This window comes from Rhodococcus sp. S3 (assembly GCF_058211795.1).
In genome coordinates this window covers 878,806-896,744 of record NZ_CM177074.1, presented here as the reverse complement: position 1 = coordinate 896,744, position 17,939 = coordinate 878,806, and the positions used below count along the sequence as shown (strand labels likewise).

23 protein-coding genes are annotated in these 17,939 nt (G+C 66.3%); 14 read left to right on the top strand and 9 right to left on the bottom strand.

Features of this window, described 5'->3' with window-relative positions; translation table 11 throughout:
* Position 1: 1 nt before the first annotated feature.
* The 4 genes from AC0LPE_RS04225 to AC0LPE_RS04210 form a co-directional block, all read right to left on the bottom strand.
* On the bottom strand, positions 2 to 1,282 hold the full coding sequence (locus AC0LPE_RS04225) for an MFS transporter (RefSeq protein WP_039587574.1): 1,281 nt from the start codon (positions 1,280 to 1,282) through the stop codon (positions 2 to 4).
* 76 nt (positions 1,283 to 1,358) lie between these two features.
* Entirely contained in the window at positions 1,359 to 1,532 is a 174-nt protein-coding gene (locus AC0LPE_RS04220) for a DUF8730 family Cys-rich protein (protein WP_016691290.1), read from the bottom strand.
* Positions 1,533 to 1,576: 44 nt separating this feature from the next.
* Entirely contained in the window at positions 1,577 to 1,951 is a 375-nt protein-coding gene (gene trxA / locus AC0LPE_RS04215) for a thioredoxin (protein WP_016691289.1), read from the bottom strand.
* 31 nt (positions 1,952 to 1,982) lie between these two features.
* On the bottom strand, positions 1,983 to 3,362 hold the full coding sequence (locus AC0LPE_RS04210; protein ID WP_490605659.1) for an MBL fold metallo-hydrolase: 1,380 nt from the start codon (positions 3,360 to 3,362) through the stop codon (positions 1,983 to 1,985).
* A 139-nt stretch (positions 3,363 to 3,501) separates the two neighbouring features.
* On the opposite strand from AC0LPE_RS04210, the gene AC0LPE_RS04205 reads away from it, so the two are divergent.
* The 6 genes from AC0LPE_RS04205 to AC0LPE_RS04180 all read left to right on the top strand — a co-directional run bounded on the left by AC0LPE_RS04205 (position 3,502) and on the right by AC0LPE_RS04180 (position 7,186).
* Positions 3,502 to 3,771 carry a metal-sensing transcriptional repressor gene (locus tag AC0LPE_RS04205; RefSeq protein ID WP_019289952.1) on the top strand — a complete coding sequence of 90 codons (270 nt, stop codon included), beginning with the start codon at positions 3,502 to 3,504 and terminating at the stop codon, positions 3,769 to 3,771.
* 116 nt (positions 3,772 to 3,887) lie between these two features.
* Entirely contained in the window at positions 3,888 to 4,487 is a 600-nt protein-coding gene (locus AC0LPE_RS04200) for a rhodanese-like domain-containing protein (protein WP_283479528.1), read from the top strand.
* A 2-nt stretch (positions 4,488 to 4,489) separates the two neighbouring features.
* Entirely contained in the window at positions 4,490 to 5,368 is an 879-nt protein-coding gene (locus AC0LPE_RS04195) for a sulfite exporter TauE/SafE family protein (RefSeq protein ID WP_106200586.1), read from the top strand.
* Positions 5,369 to 5,425: 57 nt separating this feature from the next.
* Positions 5,426 to 5,740 (top strand): rhodanese-like domain-containing protein, encoded by a 315-nt coding sequence (locus AC0LPE_RS04190; protein WP_283479526.1) that lies wholly within the window; start codon positions 5,426 to 5,428, stop codon positions 5,738 to 5,740.
* 130 nt (positions 5,741 to 5,870) lie between these two features.
* Positions 5,871 to 6,248, top strand: a complete 378-nt coding sequence (locus tag AC0LPE_RS04185; RefSeq protein WP_019289956.1) for a BlaI/MecI/CopY family transcriptional regulator — start codon at positions 5,871 to 5,873, stop codon at positions 6,246 to 6,248.
* Complete coding sequence (locus AC0LPE_RS04180) at positions 6,245 to 7,186, top strand: M56 family metallopeptidase (RefSeq protein WP_037217044.1); 942 nt, start codon at positions 6,245 to 6,247, stop codon at positions 7,184 to 7,186. Before AC0LPE_RS04185 ends, AC0LPE_RS04180 begins: the two co-directional genes overlap by 4 nt.
* On the opposite strand, the gene AC0LPE_RS04175 is transcribed toward AC0LPE_RS04180, so the two are convergent.
* A complete protein-coding gene (locus AC0LPE_RS04175; RefSeq protein ID WP_490605658.1) occupies positions 7,176 to 7,667 on the bottom strand; it encodes a hypothetical protein in 492 nt (163 codons plus the stop codon). The two genes, AC0LPE_RS04180 and AC0LPE_RS04175, sit on opposite strands and share 11 nt — an antisense overlap.
* 124 nt (positions 7,668 to 7,791) lie before the next feature.
* On the opposite strand from AC0LPE_RS04175, the gene AC0LPE_RS04170 reads away from it, so the two are divergent.
* From AC0LPE_RS04170 to AC0LPE_RS04155, 4 genes are all read left to right on the top strand, one after another.
* Positions 7,792 to 8,502: a DsbA family protein gene (locus AC0LPE_RS04170; protein ID WP_490605657.1), complete on the top strand. Its 711-nt coding sequence runs from the start codon at positions 7,792 to 7,794 to the stop codon at positions 8,500 to 8,502.
* Positions 8,499 to 9,389, top strand: a complete 891-nt coding sequence (locus AC0LPE_RS04165; RefSeq protein ID WP_490605656.1) for a cytochrome c biogenesis CcdA family protein — start codon at positions 8,499 to 8,501, stop codon at positions 9,387 to 9,389. Before AC0LPE_RS04170 ends, AC0LPE_RS04165 begins: the two co-directional genes overlap by 4 nt.
* 26 nt (positions 9,390 to 9,415) lie before the next feature.
* A complete protein-coding gene (locus AC0LPE_RS04160; protein WP_019289961.1) occupies positions 9,416 to 10,189 on the top strand; it encodes a sulfite exporter TauE/SafE family protein in 774 nt (257 codons plus the stop codon).
* 77 nt (positions 10,190 to 10,266) lie between these two features.
* A complete protein-coding gene (locus AC0LPE_RS04155) occupies positions 10,267 to 11,613 on the top strand; it encodes an MBL fold metallo-hydrolase (protein WP_019289962.1) in 1,347 nt (448 codons plus the stop codon).
* Between the two features lie 21 nt (positions 11,614 to 11,634).
* Here the strand turns inward: AC0LPE_RS04155 and AC0LPE_RS04150 are convergent, their stop codons facing one another.
* Positions 11,635 to 12,597 (bottom strand): HoxN/HupN/NixA family nickel/cobalt transporter, encoded by a 963-nt coding sequence (locus tag AC0LPE_RS04150; RefSeq protein ID WP_019289963.1) that lies wholly within the window; start codon positions 12,595 to 12,597, stop codon positions 11,635 to 11,637.
* Between the two features lie 306 nt (positions 12,598 to 12,903).
* Here AC0LPE_RS04150 and AC0LPE_RS04145 point away from each other — a divergent pair, with 306 nt between their 5' ends.
* Positions 12,904 to 13,173, top strand: coding sequence for a metal-sensitive transcriptional regulator (locus AC0LPE_RS04145; RefSeq protein ID WP_016695659.1), 270 nt, complete (start codon positions 12,904 to 12,906; stop codon positions 13,171 to 13,173).
* Between the two features lie 32 nt (positions 13,174 to 13,205).
* The gene (locus AC0LPE_RS04140) at positions 13,206 to 13,619 is read left to right on the top strand and encodes a DUF302 domain-containing protein (RefSeq protein WP_019289964.1); all 414 of its coding nucleotides are present in this window, start codon (positions 13,206 to 13,208) and stop codon (positions 13,617 to 13,619) included.
* A 54-nt stretch (positions 13,620 to 13,673) separates the two neighbouring features.
* Here AC0LPE_RS04140 and AC0LPE_RS04135 read toward each other — a convergent pair whose 3' ends face one another.
* Entirely contained in the window at positions 13,674 to 14,900 is a 1,227-nt protein-coding gene (locus tag AC0LPE_RS04135) for an oxygenase MpaB family protein (RefSeq protein ID WP_490605655.1), read from the bottom strand.
* Positions 14,901 to 15,189: 289 nt separating this feature from the next.
* On the opposite strand from AC0LPE_RS04135, the gene AC0LPE_RS04130 reads away from it, so the two are divergent.
* Positions 15,190 to 15,792 carry a TetR/AcrR family transcriptional regulator gene (locus AC0LPE_RS04130; RefSeq protein WP_490605654.1) on the top strand — a complete coding sequence of 201 codons (603 nt, stop codon included), beginning with the start codon at positions 15,190 to 15,192 and terminating at the stop codon, positions 15,790 to 15,792.
* On the opposite strand, the gene AC0LPE_RS04125 is transcribed toward AC0LPE_RS04130, so the two are convergent.
* Together AC0LPE_RS04125 and AC0LPE_RS04120 are read right to left on the bottom strand one after the other, a co-directional pair.
* The gene (locus AC0LPE_RS04125) at positions 15,774 to 16,268 is read right to left on the bottom strand and encodes an NUDIX hydrolase (RefSeq protein WP_088897872.1); all 495 of its coding nucleotides are present in this window, start codon (positions 16,266 to 16,268) and stop codon (positions 15,774 to 15,776) included. The two genes, AC0LPE_RS04130 and AC0LPE_RS04125, sit on opposite strands and share 19 nt — an antisense overlap.
* Positions 16,268 to 16,909: a GyrI-like domain-containing protein gene (locus AC0LPE_RS04120; protein WP_160873779.1), complete on the bottom strand. Its 642-nt coding sequence runs from the start codon at positions 16,907 to 16,909 to the stop codon at positions 16,268 to 16,270. The genes AC0LPE_RS04125 and AC0LPE_RS04120 overlap by 1 nt, the downstream gene beginning before the upstream one ends.
* A gap of 102 nt (positions 16,910 to 17,011) precedes the next feature.
* On the opposite strand from AC0LPE_RS04120, the gene AC0LPE_RS04115 reads away from it, so the two are divergent.
* Positions 17,012 to 17,938: a sigma-70 family RNA polymerase sigma factor gene (locus AC0LPE_RS04115; protein ID WP_016695665.1), complete on the top strand. Its 927-nt coding sequence runs from the start codon at positions 17,012 to 17,014 to the stop codon at positions 17,936 to 17,938.
* The last annotated feature ends 1 nt before the right edge of the window (position 17,939 follow it).

The following is a 17,939-nucleotide window of genomic DNA, read 5'->3' as shown; positions in this document are numbered from 1 at the left end:
GCTACCGAGCAGCGTCCATCGGCCGGTGTGTTTCGTACATCCGGAGAGCGACGATCAGCGCGGAGGTTGCGCTGACGGCCGCAGCGACTCCGACCGCGGCGTGCAGACCCATCAGGTCGGCGACGATCCCGCCGAGGACTGCCCCGACCGCGTAGCCCAGATCGCGCCAGACGCGGTAGACGCCGACGGCCCGGCCTCGCCAGACCGGATGGGCGACGTCGCCGATCACGGCCAGCAGGGTGGGATAGACCATGGCGGTGCCCGCACCCAGCAGTACGGTGCCGGTCGCCCAGCCCGCGAATGCGTCGCTCAGCGCGATGACCGCCAGGGCGACCGCCTGCGTGGCCATTCCCGCGGTGATCAGGTGCTTCCGGCCGATCCGGTCCGAAAGGGCTCCGGTGACCAATTGTCCCGCGCCCCACACTCCTGGATAAAGGGCGAACAGCAGGCCGATCTGTGCAACGGTGAGGTCCGCGGTGGCGAACAACAGGGGGAACAACCCCCACGAGAGACCGAAATTGAGGTTGTTGACCAATCCCGCCTGACTCGCCGAGGACAGAGCGGGTTCCCGAAGACTGGTCTGGACCACGATCTCACGGTCGGTCAGGTCGGCGTGAAGGTGATCGTGGATTCCGTCGGCGCGGGCCACATGTTGCCCGGCGTCGAGCAACGCGTGATCCCGGGTCTCCTTCACGAAGAAACCCGACAACACCAACGCCAGGGCGGTGTACGCGAGCCCCAGCAGGAAGGGTGCGGGGCGCAGACCGAAATGCTCGGCCAGATAACCGGCGAACAGCGATGTCACGGCGACAGCGCCGTAACCTGCAGCTTCGTTGAGTCCCATGGCCAGACCGCGCCGGGCCGGACCGACCAGATCGATCTTCATCACCACGGTCGTCGACCAGGTGAGCCCCTGGTTGATACCCAACAGTACGTTCGCGGCTACCACCCACCACCAGTCGGTGGCGAGAATCAGCATGAGAGGTACCGGCAGGGCGAACAACCATCCCACCAGCAGCACCGGTTTGCGCCCGTAGCGGTCGGAGAAGGTCCCGGCGAAGTAGTTTGCGGCAGCCTTGGTGATCCCGAAGGCTGCCACGTAGGTGAAGATGAATGTGTAACCGCTCAGCCCGAATTCGTTCTCGGCAAGCAGCGGGAGAACGGTCTGCTGCTGACCGACCATGCCTCCCACCAGGGCGTTGACCGCCACCAGCAGGGTGAACTGCGCGGCGTTGGCCCGCAGACCCAGCACCGGAGGCCGGGGCGTGGCCCTGGGGCTCACGCCCCGGCCTCCGGGTCGGGGCCGACGGCTACGGCCGGTTCCGGTTCGTACACCGTCTCCATGGTTGCGACCGAGGTCAGCGACGGAAGAGCGAACGCACGCTTCGACGCTCGGCGCGGGCCGGGACGGTGTCCTGACCGCAGGTGCAGCGATCGGCGGCGGGCACGGAACGCAAGACGGCGTCGACATGCTGTCCGCATCCGCCCCATCCGGTCTTTCCGCAGTTCGGGCAGGCGACGGGGTAACACATGAGAGTCCTCCTCGATGAGAGTTCGCTACGGACCCGGCGAAGGGTCAGGAGCGGGAGGCTGCGCGTTGTTCGGCAACCTGGTCGTGGATCTCGGTCATGTCGAGGGCCTCGATCCGGGTGATCAGGTCCTCGAGAGCCGGTGCCGGCAACGCGCCGGGCTGTGAGTAGACGAGCACACCTTCTCGGAATGCCATGATCGTCGGAATCGAGCGGATGTTCGCCATGGCGGCGAGCTGCTGCTCGGCCTCGGTGTCGACCTTGGCATGCACGATCTCGGGGTGTACCTGCGACGACTTGTCGAAGACCGGGGCGAAGGCACGGCACGGGCCGCACCACGACGCCCAGAAGTCGACGAGCACGATGTCGTTGCCGACGATGGTGGATTCGAAGTCCGCCATCGTGAGGTTCTTCGTCGTCATCGTTTCCGTTCCTTTCTCCAGGCCGGAATGATCAGGCAGGGACGTGAGATTCGGCCCACGCGTTGTAGCCGCCGAGCAGGTCCGTGACGTTCTCGAAGCCCTGGGCCCGCAGCAGCGAAGCCGCCACGCTCGAACGCCATCCACCGGCACAGTGCACCACGATCGGCTTGCCGGCGGGAACCTGGTCCAGACGGGCCCGCAACTGCGCCAACGGGATCGGCACCGCGCCCGGGATTGTCCCGAACTCGCGCTCACCGGGGTTGCGGATGTCGACGAGGGTGACCGCGTCGGCGGCGAGCAAGCGGTCGAGTTCCTCGACGGTCGTCCGGGGTGCGGCCTCGATCAGGCCGGCCAGCTCCGCGGGGAAGGTCCCGTCCCGATCGACGTTCAGATAGCCTGCGGCACCGTCGGATCCGATTCGCGCCAGGCGCACCGCGGCGTCCTGCTCGTCACCGGGATAGGTGATCAGCACGATCTTCTCGCCGACCTCGGCGACCATGCCGCCGGTCTCGGCGAAACGCCCGTCGAACCCGACGTTGACCGATCCGCGCAGATGCCCGGCGGCGAAATCGTCGACGCTTCTCGCATCGAGAACACGCGTGCCGGCCTCGAGTTCGGCCTTCACCTGCTCGGGGTTCAGCTCGGGAATGGTGCGGTCCTGCAGCAGGAGCGGGTGCATCCGCTTGTTCATCGCGGCGTCGACCGAGAAGTACGACGGGGCGGCCGGCTGCCCTTCGGTGACCAGGGCGACGAAGTCGTCCTCGCTCATCGGTTGCACGGACGGGTTGGTGGCGCGCTGCTCCCCGATGGTCGAGGTGAGTTCGGTCGACAGGTTCTTTCCGCACGACGAACCGGCGCCGTGAGCGGGCATGACGACGACCTCGTCGGGCAGCGTCAGCAGCTTCTCGTGCACGGTGTGGTACATGGCCCGCGCCAGATCGCTGGTCGAGCCGTCTCCGAGGTTGACCAGGTCGGGACGGCCGACGTCGCCGATGAACAGGGAGTCGCCGGTGAGCACCGCGGTCGGGACGGCGTCGGGGTGTTCGCGCACCAGCACCGAGATCGATTCCCAGGTGTGGCCCGGGGTGGACAGGATTTCGAGTTCGACCTCGCCGAGGGAGAGCTTCTCGCCGTCGCTCAGCCGGCGGATCGGGTAGTCGGTCTCGGCGGCTTCACCGAATCCGATCCACGCACCTGTGGCGTCGACCAGTTCGAGGTGGCCGGAGACGAAGTCGGCGTGGAAGTGGGTGTTGATCACACCTTCGATGGTCAGCCCGTACTTCTTTGCGTCGGACAGGTATTCGGTGATGTCGCGGCGGGGGTCGACCACGACCGCCCTGCCGGTGCTCTCGTCGCCGATGAGGTAGGACGCGTGGGAGAGGCACTCGATGTAGTACTGCTCGAGAATCATGGATTCCTCCGTTGCTGGATCCGGGTGATGTTCCGGTGATGTAGACATCGTGGCATATACCCCCTAGGGTATGTCAAGTACCCCCTGGGGTATCCGGGTTCGATTTCCCGGCAGCGCAGGATCGAGCAGGGAGTTACCGATGGAGAATCCGGAAGCCGATGCCGCCGCCCTGCGACGCCTGCGCCGAGCGCAAGGCCAGCTCACCGCGGTTATCACGATGCTCGAAACCGACCGCGATCTGCGCGAGGTGGTCATCCAGCTCGCAGCGACATCCCACGCGCTGCATCGCGCCGGATTCAAGATCATCTCGGACCGGCTCCGCCGATGCATCCTCGACGAACAGGACGCCGCCTGCGACGACCGCCTCACCGAGAAGGAACTCGAGGAGTTGTTCCTCGGCCTCGCCTGAGCTCACACGACAACACTCCTTGCGTATACCCCTAGGGGTATGTGTACGATAGTCGAAGAATACCCCCTGGGGCACTTTTATCAGCCCCATCCGATTCCCCGATCGAAAGGCCCCCCATGACCGAGTCCCCCGCTGTCACCGTCGACCCGAACTCCTTGCACGAGTCGATCGACTCCGGCAAGAACGTGCGGATCATCGACGTCCGGACTCCGGGCGAGTTCGAGTCCGTGCACATCCCCGGCGCCTACAACGTCCCCCTGGACCTGTTGCGCGAGCACCGCGACGAGTTCTGCGCTCATTTCGACGAGAACGTCGTGCTGGTGTGTCGCTCCGGACAGCGTGCCGGTCAAGCCGAAGAGACCCTGCGCGACGCAGGATTGTTCAACCTCCACATCCTCGCCGGCGGCATGCTCGGCTGGGAAGCGGCCGGCCTGCCCGTCAACCGCGGCGCCGAACGCTGGGATCTCGAACGCCAGGTCCGGCTCGTCGCCGGTTCGCTCGTGCTGAGCTCGGTTCTCGGCAGCATCGCCGCGCCGAAGCTCAAGTGGCTCGCCGCCGGAATCGGCGGTGGGTTGACCTTCGCCGCACTGTCGAACACCTGCGCAATGGGCATGCTGCTGTCCAAGCTGCCCTACAACCGCGGCGCCTCGTGCGACGCCCAGAGCATCGTCGCGCAGCTGGTCCAGTCGAATACCGAACGCGCCGAGAGGAACTGATCATGATCGCGTTGACCGTAGCTCTGGCAGTCCTCGTCGGTGTCACCCTCGGACTGCTCGGTGGCGGGGGCTCGATTCTCACCGTCCCGCTGCTCGCTTACGTGGCAGGTATGGACGCAAAGGAAGCGATTGCCACTTCGCTGCTGGTCGTGGGTGTCACCAGCGCGGTCGGCGCGATTTCCCATGCACGCGCCGGCCGCGTGCAGTGGCGCACCGGAATCCTGTTCGGTCTGGCCGGCATGGTCGGCGCCTACGGCGGTGGTCTGCTCTCGCGCTTCATCCCCGGCACCGTCCTGCTGCTCGGCTTCGCCGTAATGATGATCGCAACAGCGATCGCCATGCTCCGCGGCCGTAAGAACAAGGCCGCGGCCGACGACGGCGACCAGGCTATGCCCGTGGGCAAGATCCTGCTCGACGGCGTGGTCGTCGGCCTGGTCACAGGCCTCGTCGGCGCCGGCGGCGGCTTCCTCGTCGTCCCGGCTCTGGCGCTGCTCGGTGGTCTGCCGATGCCGGTCGCGGTCGGCACATCGCTGATCGTGATCGCCATGAAGTCCTTCGCCGGACTCGGCGGTTACCTGTCCAACGTGCAGATCGACTGGCGTCTGGCGGCGATGGTCACCGGTGCCGCCGTCGTGGGCAGCCTCATCGGCGGCCGCCTGACCTCACTGGTCGATCCGGACACCCTGCGCAAGAGCTTCGGCTGGTTCGTCCTGATCATGTCCTCCGTCATCCTCGCGCAGGAGATCCATCCCGGCGTCGGCATCGCCGCGGCGGCACTCACCGTCGTTGCCGCCGGCGCTACCTATGCCTGCAACCGCAGGGAGCACTGCCCGCTGCAACGACTCGGAGGACGCTCTCGCGCCGCCGTGGCGGCGGGCTGAGCGGAAGACTCGGAAGTGCTCACCCATTCTCGACAGACCCGAACCGAGGAGTTCACCATGCACGAAGTCGACACTGCCGCTCTGATCCAGGCGTGGGAGTCCGGAGCTCCGGTGCTCGATGTCCGCGAGGACTACGAGTACATCCAGGGCCACGTTCCCGGCGCCCAATTGATCCCCCTCCCCGAACTGTCCGCCCGTGTGAGCGAGGTATCTCCGGGAGAGACCGTCTACGTCATCTGCGCATCCGGAAACCGGAGCAAGCGCGGAGCCGAGATCCTCGAATCGGCCGGACGGCCCGCGGTATCCGTTGCCGGCGGAACGAGAGCGTGGGTGTCCGCGGGCCGAGAGGTCCGGCGCGGCCCCACCGCCTGAGCATCGGGCCGAACTTCTTCACCAGCGGCCTGCACGCCGCCGTCGACGACGGTGTGCAGGCCGTAGAGTGGAACCGTGCCGGGCTTCGCCCGAACGGTAGGAGTGAGACGAAAGCGGTGACACGGACGTGATGGGCCTCGGCGACCTGGAATCGGCGATCATGGACGTGCTGTGGCAGAGCGACGAACCCCTTCGTGTACGCGATGTGCTGGCACGCCTCGAACCCGAACGGTCGCTGGCCTATACGACGGTGATGACGGTCCTGGACAACTTGCACACCAAGGACATGGTCACGCGCGACCGGATCGGCCGCGGTTACAGCTACCGCGCGACCCGCAGTCGTGAGGAAACCGCGGCGGAACTCCTACGCCAGGTACTTCGGACGTCCGGTGACGCCGAACAGGTCATGCTGCACTTCGCCAGTTCTGCGACCGAGGACGAGTCCCGAATTCTGCGCCGGGCTGCCCGGAGAACTACGGCGCGCAAGCGCCGGGAGTTTCGTTCATGATCGTTGCCACTTCATTGTTCGTGGCAGCGCTCGTGCTCGGGTTCGCGGCACCGCGGTGGCTTTCGCGGCTGGCGGTGCCGGGCCGGGATCCGCGCGGTGCGCTGACTGCGTGGGTGGCAGCCCAGATGCTGTTCGTCGCGGCGCTGGTCGGTGGCCCGCTGGCTGTGGCCACGAAGCCTGGTTTGCATGTGGACCGTCTGCCTCTACCTGCGTCGTGTGTGCGTGCCGCCCGAGACGAGGGACTGTTGCCGTGGCTGCCCTACGCCGAGACGGTGCTGTGGGTGGTCGCAGGATCGGTCGTCGTACGAATATTCGTCGTGGTATCGCGTTCCTATCGCCGGCATCGCCGCGACACCGCTGCCCACCTGAACCTGATCCGAGTTCTCGGCGGGGTCCGGACCCGCGGTGGAGGCGGGGTGATCTGGTTGCGTGACACTGCATGTGCCGCATACAGCATCGGTGGCCGCAACGGCACCATCATCGCCGCCGAGGGTTTGAAGGCGCTCGACCCGCGGGCGCGTCGAGCGGTACTCGACCACGAGTACGCGCACATTCGCGGCCGCCACCACGTGATCGTCGCGATCAGTGGCGCTCTGAGCACGGCATTGCCGTTCGTACCGCTGTGCCGGCAGGGAGCACCGTGGATACGCGTGCTGGTCGAGTTGGCAGCCGATCGCCGCGCCGCGCATGCCTGCGGCCACGACGCGGTCCGCGAGGCGCTGCTCCGATGCGCACACTCCTCGGAACCCGCGGCACGCGGTGAGCCGTTCGAGGGTTTCCTCGACGCCCGACTTCACTGGTTGAGCCCGGCTCGCGGACCCGGCCGTTCACTCGGTGCTTTCACCTACCCTTTCGCGGTGACCTTCTCCGCTTTCCCCGCGGTGGTCACGGGAGCCTCCGTCATCGCAATCGTGACCGCGTCCTGCCTCACCGTGTGACCGGCGATTCGCAGGAGTCACCGCAGGGACGGCGTCGCCACCGGTAGAGAACCGCGCCGGCGAGCAGGGCCAGCGAAACGATGGCGAGAATCGGTTGTAGCGGGGCCCACCATCCGAGTGCTCCGGACGCGCCGATGGTGACGAGCACCAACTTGTTGCAGACAGGGCAGCCCACGGCGAACACGGTCAGCAGTACGCCGGCCGCGGGTGTCGCCGTCCGCGAGCGGTCTGAACGGGAGTTCTGTAGACCGAACCACAGGGCGGTCAGCATCACAGTCGCTCCCAGCACCGGATATTCCCACCAGCGCACCGGGATCTCCCGGCCGAACCACGGGTTCGCGAGGATGTCGGTCGGCACGCCGACGACCAGGAGAGTGACCGCTCCCGCGACCACCGCTCGGAGGAGGGCCCTGAAGCGATACGGATTCTTCTGATCGCCAAGGCGATTGCGGGTATCGAGATCTGCAGGAGGGGTCGTCACATCTGAATCCTTGTCGATGGGGATCGGCTCGAGCTACTAAGTAGCTTAGTAGCTCGAGCTACTATCCCACTTAGTAGTTCGGGGTGATCGATCCACTCCGGGACGACCGACCGTGGAGGCACGCATGACCCCGACGAAACAGACCGTCCACACCCGGCGAGACCTGTGGCTACTCGGCACGCTCGGTGTCTTCGTCGCCGTACTGCTCGCGTTTCTCGTCGTTGGCCGCACCGGGACCGACGAGGTGGCCGAATCTGGGTCGACTCCCCGGATGGGACCGGTCGGAGACATGTCCCGACGCATCGACGGCGACCCGTTGGCGATCGGCGCGGTGGACGCTCCCGTGGTGATGGTCGCGTACTCCGACTACCGCTGCCCGTTCTGTGCCAAGTTCAGCCGGGACGTCGAACCGGCCTTGATCGACAAGTACGTGGACGAGGGAATTCTGCGCATCGAATGGCGCGACCTGCCGATCTTCGGCGAGCAGTCGATGGCCGCGGCTCGTGCCAGCCGCGCCGCTGCCGCACAGGGGAAGTTCTGGGAGTTCGGTACGGCCGTCTACGCCTCCTCCCCCGATCGTGGTCATCCCGACCTGACATCGGAGGCCCTGCGCAGCTTCGCAGCTGCGGCCGGAGTGCCCGACCTGGACCGATTCGACCGGCAGGCCGCCGACCCGTCCGTGGACCAGGACATCTACGCCGACATGCTCGAGGCGAACACCATCGGCGTGGCAAGTACACCGTCGTTCGTGATCAACGGCACCCCGATTCTGGGCGCACAACCGCTCGGGGTCTTCGAGCAGGTCATCGAAGCAGCAGCCGGGTCGGCGCCGTGACCGAGATCGGTCTGCTCGGCGCCCTGCTCGGCGGCGTGCTTTCCCTGCTCAGTCCGTGCTCGGCGCTGCTACTGCCCTCCTTCTTCGCGTATGCCTTCGACGGCGCGGGACGTCTTGCAGCACGCACCGCACTCTTCTATGCCGGATTGACCTCGGTGCTCGCGCCTCTGGGCGCCGGACTCGGATTGGTCGGTGCGCTCCTGACCCAGCACCGCGCCCTGATCACCCTGGTCAGTGGCATCGTGCTCATCGGTCTCGGCATCATGACCGTTCTCGGCGCAGGCTTCGCCTCGAAGTCGGCGCAGCGAGCCGCGAACTCGCTGACCGGCTCCGGCGCCCTGTCGGTGTTCGCGCTCGGGGCCGTGTACGGATTCGCAGGCTTCTGCTCCGGACCCCTACTCGGAAGCGTGCTGACCATCGCGGTCGCCGGCGGTCACCCACTCCACGGCGCCGTACTGATGGCTGTCTATTCCCTCGGCATGGCACTGCCCTTGTTCGCACTCGCCGTCGCGTGGGAACGATTCGACCTGCACAAGCGCACCTGGCTGCGAGGACGCCCGGTTACGCTGGACCCATTGCGAACTCATACCACCTCCCTCATCTCGGGTCTGCTGTTCATCGGCATCGGCGTGCTGTTTCTCGTCACCGACGGCACCGCGAATCTCACCGGCCTCATGGGCGTCGACGAGCAGTTCGACCTGCAAGTTGCACTCGGACAATGGGCCACGGACATGCCCGGTCCCGGCCTACTCCTGACAGTCGCTGTCATCGCGTTCGCCGTGGTCGCAGTCCGCGTGATTCGGCAACGGCGTCAAGATCGACCCCCGCACCGGATCGTTGCCGAAGCCGACACGGGGGTCGATCCCGACCGTCCCGGGTACCACTGAAAGAGGATGCGACGGAAAGGAGCGAGATGACGCTGGTGCTCGCGCTCGGCTTCGGTGCCGTCATCGGCGTGCTGCTCGGCCTGCTCGGCGGAGGCGGATCGATCCTCGCGGTCCCGGCTCTGGTCTTCGGCCTGGGGTTGAGCATGGCGCAGGCCATCCCGATCTCACTGATCGTCGTCGGCGTGGCGTCGGCGGTGGGGGTGCTTCCGAAAGTACGCGCTCGCCAGGTCGAGTGGCGTCTGGCAGGTATCTTCGCCGCCACCGGCATTCCGGCCACCTTCGCGGGCAGCGCCGTGGGACGGTTGCTTCCGGAACGCGCTCTTCTGATCGGGTTCGCGGTGGTGATGGTCGTAGCAGGAGCGAGGATGCTCGCCGATCGTGGCGATACCGGAACAGCGTGCTCGACCGAAGGCTCCCGAATCAACTGGCGCCGTTGCGCTCCTCGGTCGATCGCGGCCGGCCTCGCGGTCGGCTTTCTCACCGGCCTGTTCGGTGTCGGCGGCGGATTTCTGATCATCCCTGCGCTCGTCCTCATGCTCGGCATCGAGATGCCGGTCGCCGTGGGCACCTCGCTGGTGATCATCGTCGCCAATTCCGCCGCGGGTCTGATCTCGCATCTGAGCGGCACGAGCATCGACTGGGCGATCACCGCCGCCTTCGCCGGCACAGCGATCGTCGGGTCGCTCGTCGCGGGGCAGTTCGGCACCCGCATCGACACCGACCGGCTTCAACGCTGGTTCGCCTATCTGGTGTTCGCCGTGGCCGCCTACGTGCTCGTCGACGCGATCTTCCTGCGGTGACCGCTACCGCATCCACCGTTTCACCCATACGGGTACGGGTATTCGTCCCGTACATACCCCGAACGAAGGAGCCCCCGATGGACGTGTCGATCATCGAAACCTCCGGCCTCGGCGATCGCAGCTACCTGATCAGCGCGGGCGACATCGGTGCCGTGGTGGACCCGCAACGCGACATCGACCGAGTACTGAAGCTGGCGGCCGAACGCGGAGTACGCATCACCCACGTGCTCGAAACGCACATCCACAACGACTACGTCACCGGCGGTCTCGAACTGTCCAGGGCAGTGAACGCCGAATACGTCGTTCCGGCCGGCGACGATCTCGGCTACCAGCGGCGCGCGGTGGTCGACGGCGACATCGTCGACGCCGGAGCATTCCGATTCCAGGTCATGCACACTCCCGGCCACACGCATCATCACGTCAGCTATGTGCTGCGCGATCCCGACGACACTGCCGTCGGAGTGTTCACCGGCGGTTCGATGCTCTTCGGCACGACCGGACGGACCGATCTCGTCGGCGAGGAGCACACCGACGAACTCACCCACGCGCAGTACCACTCCGTGCGCCGCCTCGCCGAGGAACTGCCTGCGGAGACGAAGGTGTACCCCACGCACGGCTTCGGCAGTTTCTGCGCCGCCACACCCGCCAGCGGCGACGAGTCCACTATCGGCCGCGAACGTACGTCGAACCCGGCCCTGACCCAGGACGAACAGGCATACGTCGACGAACTGCTCGCGGGACTGGCCGCCTACCCTGCCTATTACGCCCATATGGGAGTGATCAACCGCGCCGGACCTGCGCCGGTGGACCTGTCGATGCCCGAGCGCGTCGATCCGGAGGAGCTACGCCGGAGGATCGACTCCGGCGAATGGGTCGTCGACCTCCGCGAACGCACTGCTTTCGCCGCCGGACACCTCGGCGGCACCCTCGGGTTCGAACTATCCGGTTCGTTCGTAACCTATCTGGGCTGGCTCTACACCTGGGGAGCGCCGTTGACCCTGATCGGAGAGAGTGAGGAGCAGGTACTCGACGCGCGTCGCGAACTCGTCCGCATCGGCATCGACGATCTCGAAGGTGCAGCAGTGGGCGAGATCCACACCCTCGTCGCCGGCACCGAACTGCGTTCCTATCGTGTCGCCGATTTCCCCGCTCTCGCCCGCAGACGCGACGAGCAGCAGGTCACCGTCCTCGATGTGCGGCAGGCGAACGAGTTCGACGAATCGCACATCGACGGCGCCGTCAACATCGCACTGCACGAACTCGCCGATCGTCTCGACGAGGTCCCCCGCGGGGAAGTCTGGGTGCACTGCGCGTCCGGCTACCGCTCGTCGATCGCGGCATCGATGATCGATGCACCCGAACGCAACGTCGTTCTCGTCAACGACGAATTCGACCGTGCTCGCGAACTCGGACTCACCGGCTGAGACGGTCCCTCGGCCAACGGATCACCCGGCAGTGCGGTAACGCTGCCGGGTGATCAGCGCCGCCCCCATCCACAGCACGGCAAATGTCGCCGCCAACGCCAGGCCGACGTACTCCAGGTTCAGAGCCGCGATCCACCCGGTCCACGGGTCGGTCAAGGCGAACACCTCGCGCGCCGTGGACACCAGAATGATGGTTCCCAGCACGGCTGCGGCGACGACCGACACACCCGTGGTGATCAACGTGAAGAAGATCTTCGTTCCGGGTGCCAGACCCTCACCGGAATAGAGTTTGGTCATCGCGATGCCGTCGATCGCGTCGACCAGTGTCATCCCCGCGGCGAAACACAAAGGTAGTGCCAGCACCAACCACACCGAGGCGCCGGTGAGGGTCGTCGCGACCGCGACGGCGACGACCCCGATGGTCATCGCAGTATCGAACCCCAGACCGAACAGGACGCCGATCACGTAGATGTGCCGGGGATGACGCACCCTGCGCAGGGGCGCCTGCAACACCCGTGCCGCCGCCGTGCGCGACAGCGCCTGCTCCACGGCCACGGCGTTCGGCTCGCGCTCGCGATGCAGGGCGCGCAAGCGCACCCAGGCCACGGCGTTGACGGTGGCGATGAGCACAAGGAAACCCCCGGCGACCACCGCGCCGACCGTCGCCAGCACCGCCGTCGCCGGTTCGTCGTCGGACAACAACCGCGTCGCGGTGCCGACCCCGGCTGCCACCAGGACCGTCACCACGAACACCACCGTCGAATGCCCCAGGCTGAACGCCAGGCCCACGCTCATGGGCCGGCGGCCTTCGCCGACGAACTTACGCGTCGCGTTGTCGATACCGGTGATGTGATCGGCGTCGAGAGCATGCCGCAGCCCCAACGCGTATGCGGTCAGTGCGACGCTCACACTCACCGCGTCGCCGGCCGACGTCCATTGGGCCCACGCCAGCAGACCGAAGCCCAGGACGTGCACCGACGCCACAACCGCCAAGGTCGCAGCGATGCGCAGTCGCTCGGGACAATGCTCTCGCCCGGAACTGTCGACCAAGCGAGCGAGCCCTGAATCACGAGACGAAGTGATGAACTCACTCACGCGCTGTTCTCCCTCCGACTGCGCAGACCGAAGCACCACGGCAGCGCAGCCGTCGCAGCAATCGTCGTCCTCATACCCGCACGGCGTAGCTGTCACACTCGTGGTCGACAAGGTGAAGATCGGTCGCACAACTCACACTCCGACCAGATACCCCCGGGGGTACACTGGTCTACAGAACTAGGAAAGGACGCCTCCATGGTCGGCGACGAAGACAGCATCGCACTGGTACTCAACCGGCTGCGCCGCGCGCAGGGTCAGCTCGGCGGAGTGATCGCGATGATCGAACAGGGCCGTGACTGCAAGGATGTCGTAACCCAGCTCGCCGCGGTCTCCCGCGCTCTGGACCGCGCCGGATTCAAGATTGTGGCGAGCGGTTTGCGGGAATGCCTCACCGAGACGGCCCAGGACGGCAAGGAGCCGATGACCGAGGCCGAACTCGAGAAGCTCTTCCTCGCCCTGGCTTGACACCTCCCCTTCCGAGAGAAAGCAGGACACCCATGACACTCGCACTCTCGACCACCCTGCACACCTCGTTCGACGATGCGGTCGAACGCACCCGCAAGGCACTGGCCGGGCAGGGATTCGGCGTGCTCACCGAGATCGACATGAAAGCCACCCTGAAGGCCAAGCTCGGCGAGGACATGGAGGACTACGTGATCCTCGGTGCATGCAATCCGCCGCTCGCCCACCGGGCGGTGACGGTCGATCGGCAGATCGGGCTCTTGCTCCCCTGCAACGTCGTGGTCCGCACCGACCCCGAGGATCCCGACACCGTGGTGGTCGACGCGATGAACCCACAGATGATGGTGCAGGTCGCCGATCAGCCGGGACTCGCGGAGGTCGCCGACGACGCCACCACCGCTTTGCAGGCCGCCATCGATTCCTTGAAGGCGGATACGGCACAGAACTGAAGCGACACCACGAGGGCCGGCACAGCGACTGTGCCGGCCCTCGCCCCGAACGGGTCAGGGATAGTTGGGATTGTTGTATTCGGGGATCTCGATGCTGATCGGGCGCAGTTCCGACATGTACAGCAGGACGAACTGGCGCAGCAGTTCGTCGAACGTCCAGTAGGCATCCGGCGCCAGCGGAAGCGGCAGCAGGCCTTCGCGTACCGCGATGAACGGGCCCCACGCGACGTCGAGCAGTGTGCCCCAGACCGGTTCGCGTGGAATATTGAGCCAGTTGGCGATCTCGTCGCCGAGCGCGAACCGTGTCAGCGCACCGAGGATCGGGCGGGTCAACAGCGAGAAGTCCAGACCCTTACCGAGATCGAGCAGCATGTCGGCGAGTTTCACACCCTCGGGTGTGGGCGCCAGGATCGGATCGAGCACCTCCTGCGCCTGGGATTCGGCGTCGTCCCAGGTCGCCGGGATGTACTGGTCCTCGATGCCGAGCATATGCGCGCTGACCTGCCACGAGTGCAGGAATCCCTCGGCCTCCGGAGCCGGGATGGGAACCTTCCACTCCTCGAGAGTGCGCATCACGCTGGTGGGCAGGCTGTGCCAGGTGACCATCATGTCGTGCTGGCTGATCGGCACGTCCTCAGGTGCCATATTGGCCCAGTGTGAGGACTGCGGAAGCAGATGCCGCACGCCGGCATGGACGAGTCTGGTCTTCACCGACGTGACGATCATCTCGCCGTCGCCGAGATATGCATTGCGAGAACCGATGTCGTAACCCAGCTTCGCCGTCTTCGAGATACGGCCCTTCATGTTGGCGCCGCCCTTGGAGTAGTAGACGGCCAGCGCTTCCTTCGGGATGACCGTGCTCATCATCCCGCTCACGAATCCGTACAGGACACCGAGATACAGCCCGCGCTTCTCGTTGAAACGAACGGCCGTCTCGAGTTTCGCCGGATCGGCCCAGGACGGAAACTGCCGGGCGTGTTCCATGAAATCGCGCAGGTCGTTCGGAAGCCCTTCGGGCAACGGCTGGGAGTTCTTCTTCCAGGTGCGCAGCAACTCGTTGACCCTCGGTACGTCGCCACGCTCGAGCAACGAGGCGACGAGCGGGTCGGCCTCGGTGTCCCACACCTGTCGTGGATCGGCACCGCTCCCCGTACCCGGTATCGGTCCTGCGGGCGACCACCTCCAGGGTCGGGCCTGGGCCGGTGTCGCCACCGCGAACGCGCCCAGTGCACCGAGGAGGCCACCGGTTTTCAGAACGGCGCGCCTGCTCGGATTATCCATACTGTCGCTCCCCTACGACTCGTGGATGTAGCAATGAAACATCTGGAGTTTCTCTGTAACATGGAACCACACCGTGGCTCGGGTCACGATGAATCGTGAAATGTCACTGCTCGGCATGGTCGGCGACAGGACCGGAACGGTAAACTCTGGCCTTCGAGGAGGACATGTGGATTCTGCGTCGCCGATTTCCCGAGCGGTCTCACCCGCCTCCCCACCACCCCCTGCCGAATCGGCGTCGTTGCTGGAACGTGCCTTTCAGGACGCACTTCTCCTTCCGGACGAATCCGTCATGGGTACCGAGATCGACGAGACCCGCGTGCGCCTGCTCGATGCCGCCTACGACCAGTTCTGCCGGACCGGCATCCAACGCTCCTCGATGGAGGAGATCGCCCGCCGCGCGAAGCTGTCGCGAATCACCCTGTACCGCAAGTTCGAATCGAAGGATGCCCTCGTCGACGAGGTCATCATGCGCGAGTTCCGCCGCTACTTCCTGCGTTTCCTCGAAGACATCGCCCAGGCCGACACCGTGGCCGACCGCGTGGTCCTCGGATTCGTCAGCGCGCTGCGCGTCATCCGCACGAACAGACTGATCGGCAATCTGCTCGAGACCGAACCGGGGCTGTTCGCCGGCGCGATCGGTGGCGACGACGGAACGATGCTCGCCGCTGTCCGCCGTTTCGTCGCGGGGCAGTTGCAGCGCGAACAACGCGCCGGAACGGTCGCTGCCGACCTGAACACCGACCTGGTGGCAGAGATGCTCGTCCGTATGTCGGCGTCGTTCCTCACCACGCCGAGCCAGGTCGTCGACATCGACGACGACGAGGCCCTCGCGTCGATCGCCCGGCAGTTCCTCGTTCCGATGGTGCTGCCGGACTACGGCTCGACGCGGTAGTACCGGCCTTCGTCGTCCAATCGCGCACGCAGCGCTTCCAATACCTGCCGCTGCCCCTTGTGCAGCTTCGTCTCGGCGTCCGCGGCGACGACCCACCGGGCATCGTCGACCTCCGGGATCGTGATCCGCTTACCGGACTTCGGCGGCCATTCGACCTCGCACGTGTTGCTTTCGACGAACTGCAACTCGTCCGTCGTCTCTCCCGCGTAGATGCTGACGATCTTGCCGGACGACTGCCGGTAGCGACCGAGCAACGACAGCGGTACGTCCGGCGGTTCGATCCCGCATTCCTCGGTGAACTCGCGCAGGGCGACCTCCCGGGGATCCTCCTCCGGGTCGTACTCCCCCTTCGGCACCGACCAGGCCGCTTCGTCCTTCCCCTTCCAGAACGGACCACCGGGGTGGACGAGCCACACGCTGAGCAGACCGGTCTCGTCGATGCGGTAGAACAGCAGACCTGCACTGGTGGCGGCCATCATCGCTCCTGTATACCTGCGACAGGTTGACGCAGAATCGTTTTCAGTTTCTCGGGGGCCGTGCGGCGAGGGTCGGACAGGTAGATCTCGTGGTGGTCGCCGGCGAATGCCAACCCTCGTTCGGGCATCACCTGCGTGTGCAGGCGCTGCAGGACGGGGCCCTCGTCGTCGTACGGTCCGATGTGCAGGATCTGCAGCGCCCTGCCCTCCGTCAGCCGGAACGGCCGCACACGCGACAGGGACGGGAGCGGCTTCTTCTTCGCGCGGGCCTTGTCGCCCGCCGCTGCGATCGCGTCGTCCACCATGTCGTCGGTGATCCAGGGCGGCTGCGCGATGAGCATGCGCCACGACCAGGAGTCCTTGTCCCGCGTGAGAAAGGTGCTCATGTCCTCGCTCCACCACAGACCTTCGAGGGGCCCGACGACGAAATCCCGGCCGAGTTCCTTCTCGGAGGTGAACTTCAGGGTGTACGCCACCGAGTAGAGGGCCTCGACGGCGTCGGCGTACTCGTCGGAACCGTTCGGATCGCTCTTGCCGTCGACGGCGAGGTAACCGAACTCGGGGACGTGCACCTCGGTGAAATCCTCGGTCGAGCAGGTGTACAGCTCACGGTGCTCACGCTTGATGTCGTATTTGCCCACGGCGCCCCTTCCGTTCGAGGACGAGAATAGGCGTCCGGCGGCATCCGTACGGGCGATCCACACCCCTTCGCCCCGCGGCCGTTTGCGTCTAGCATCGTCCCCATGCTCGACGAGAGCACCCAGAAGACGTTCGAGGAGAACCGCACCCACCTGCTGTCGGTGGCGTACCGCCTCACCGGGAGCATCGCCGACGCCGAGGACGCCGTGCAGGACGCATGGCTGCGACTTGCGGGCGCGGATGTCTCCGAGGTGCGCGACCTGCGTGCCTGGCTGACGACGGTCGTGGGACGGTTGTGCCTCGACAGATTGCGCTCGGCCGCGGTGCGCCGCGAGACCTATGTGGGCCAGTGGCTGCCCGAACCGATCGTCGCGCCCCTCGGTTCCCCTGCTCCCCCGGATCCGCTCGACGAGATCGTGCGCGATGAGGACAACCGCCTCGCGGCCCTGGTCGTCCTCGACAATCTGACACCGGCCCAGCGCGTCGCGTTCGTGCTCCACGACGCGTTCGACATCCCGTTCGACGACATCGCCCGGATCCTCGACGTCGCCACCCCGACCGCCCGCCAGCTGGCTTCCCGCGCCCGCCGGACGGTCTCGGCCGTTCCACCGCCGAGTTCACCGGCCGAACACGAGGAGGCCGTCGGGCGACTCGTCGCGGCGTTCGCGGGCGCCGACCTCGACGCCGTCGTCGCCGCGCTCCATCCCGACGCCCGCATGATCGGGGACGCCGGCGGCACGACGCGCACCGCGCTGAACGTCGTGGTCGGCGCCGAGAAGGTCGCGCGGTTCATCCTCGGACTGCTGCGGCTCTACGGTGCCGAGGCGTTGACGGCCTTCGAACCGGTCCTCGTCAACGGCGAGCTGGGTCTGTTGAACCGCGGTCGCCCGGCCGAGGACGGTCGGCCGGGCTTTCCTCCGCGCGTGACGGCGTGGACCGTGCGGGACGGACGGATCTGGGCGGCCTACGACATCGCGAACCCCGAGAAGCTCAGACGCGGAGTCCTTCTGCCCGACGGCATCTTCGACTAGG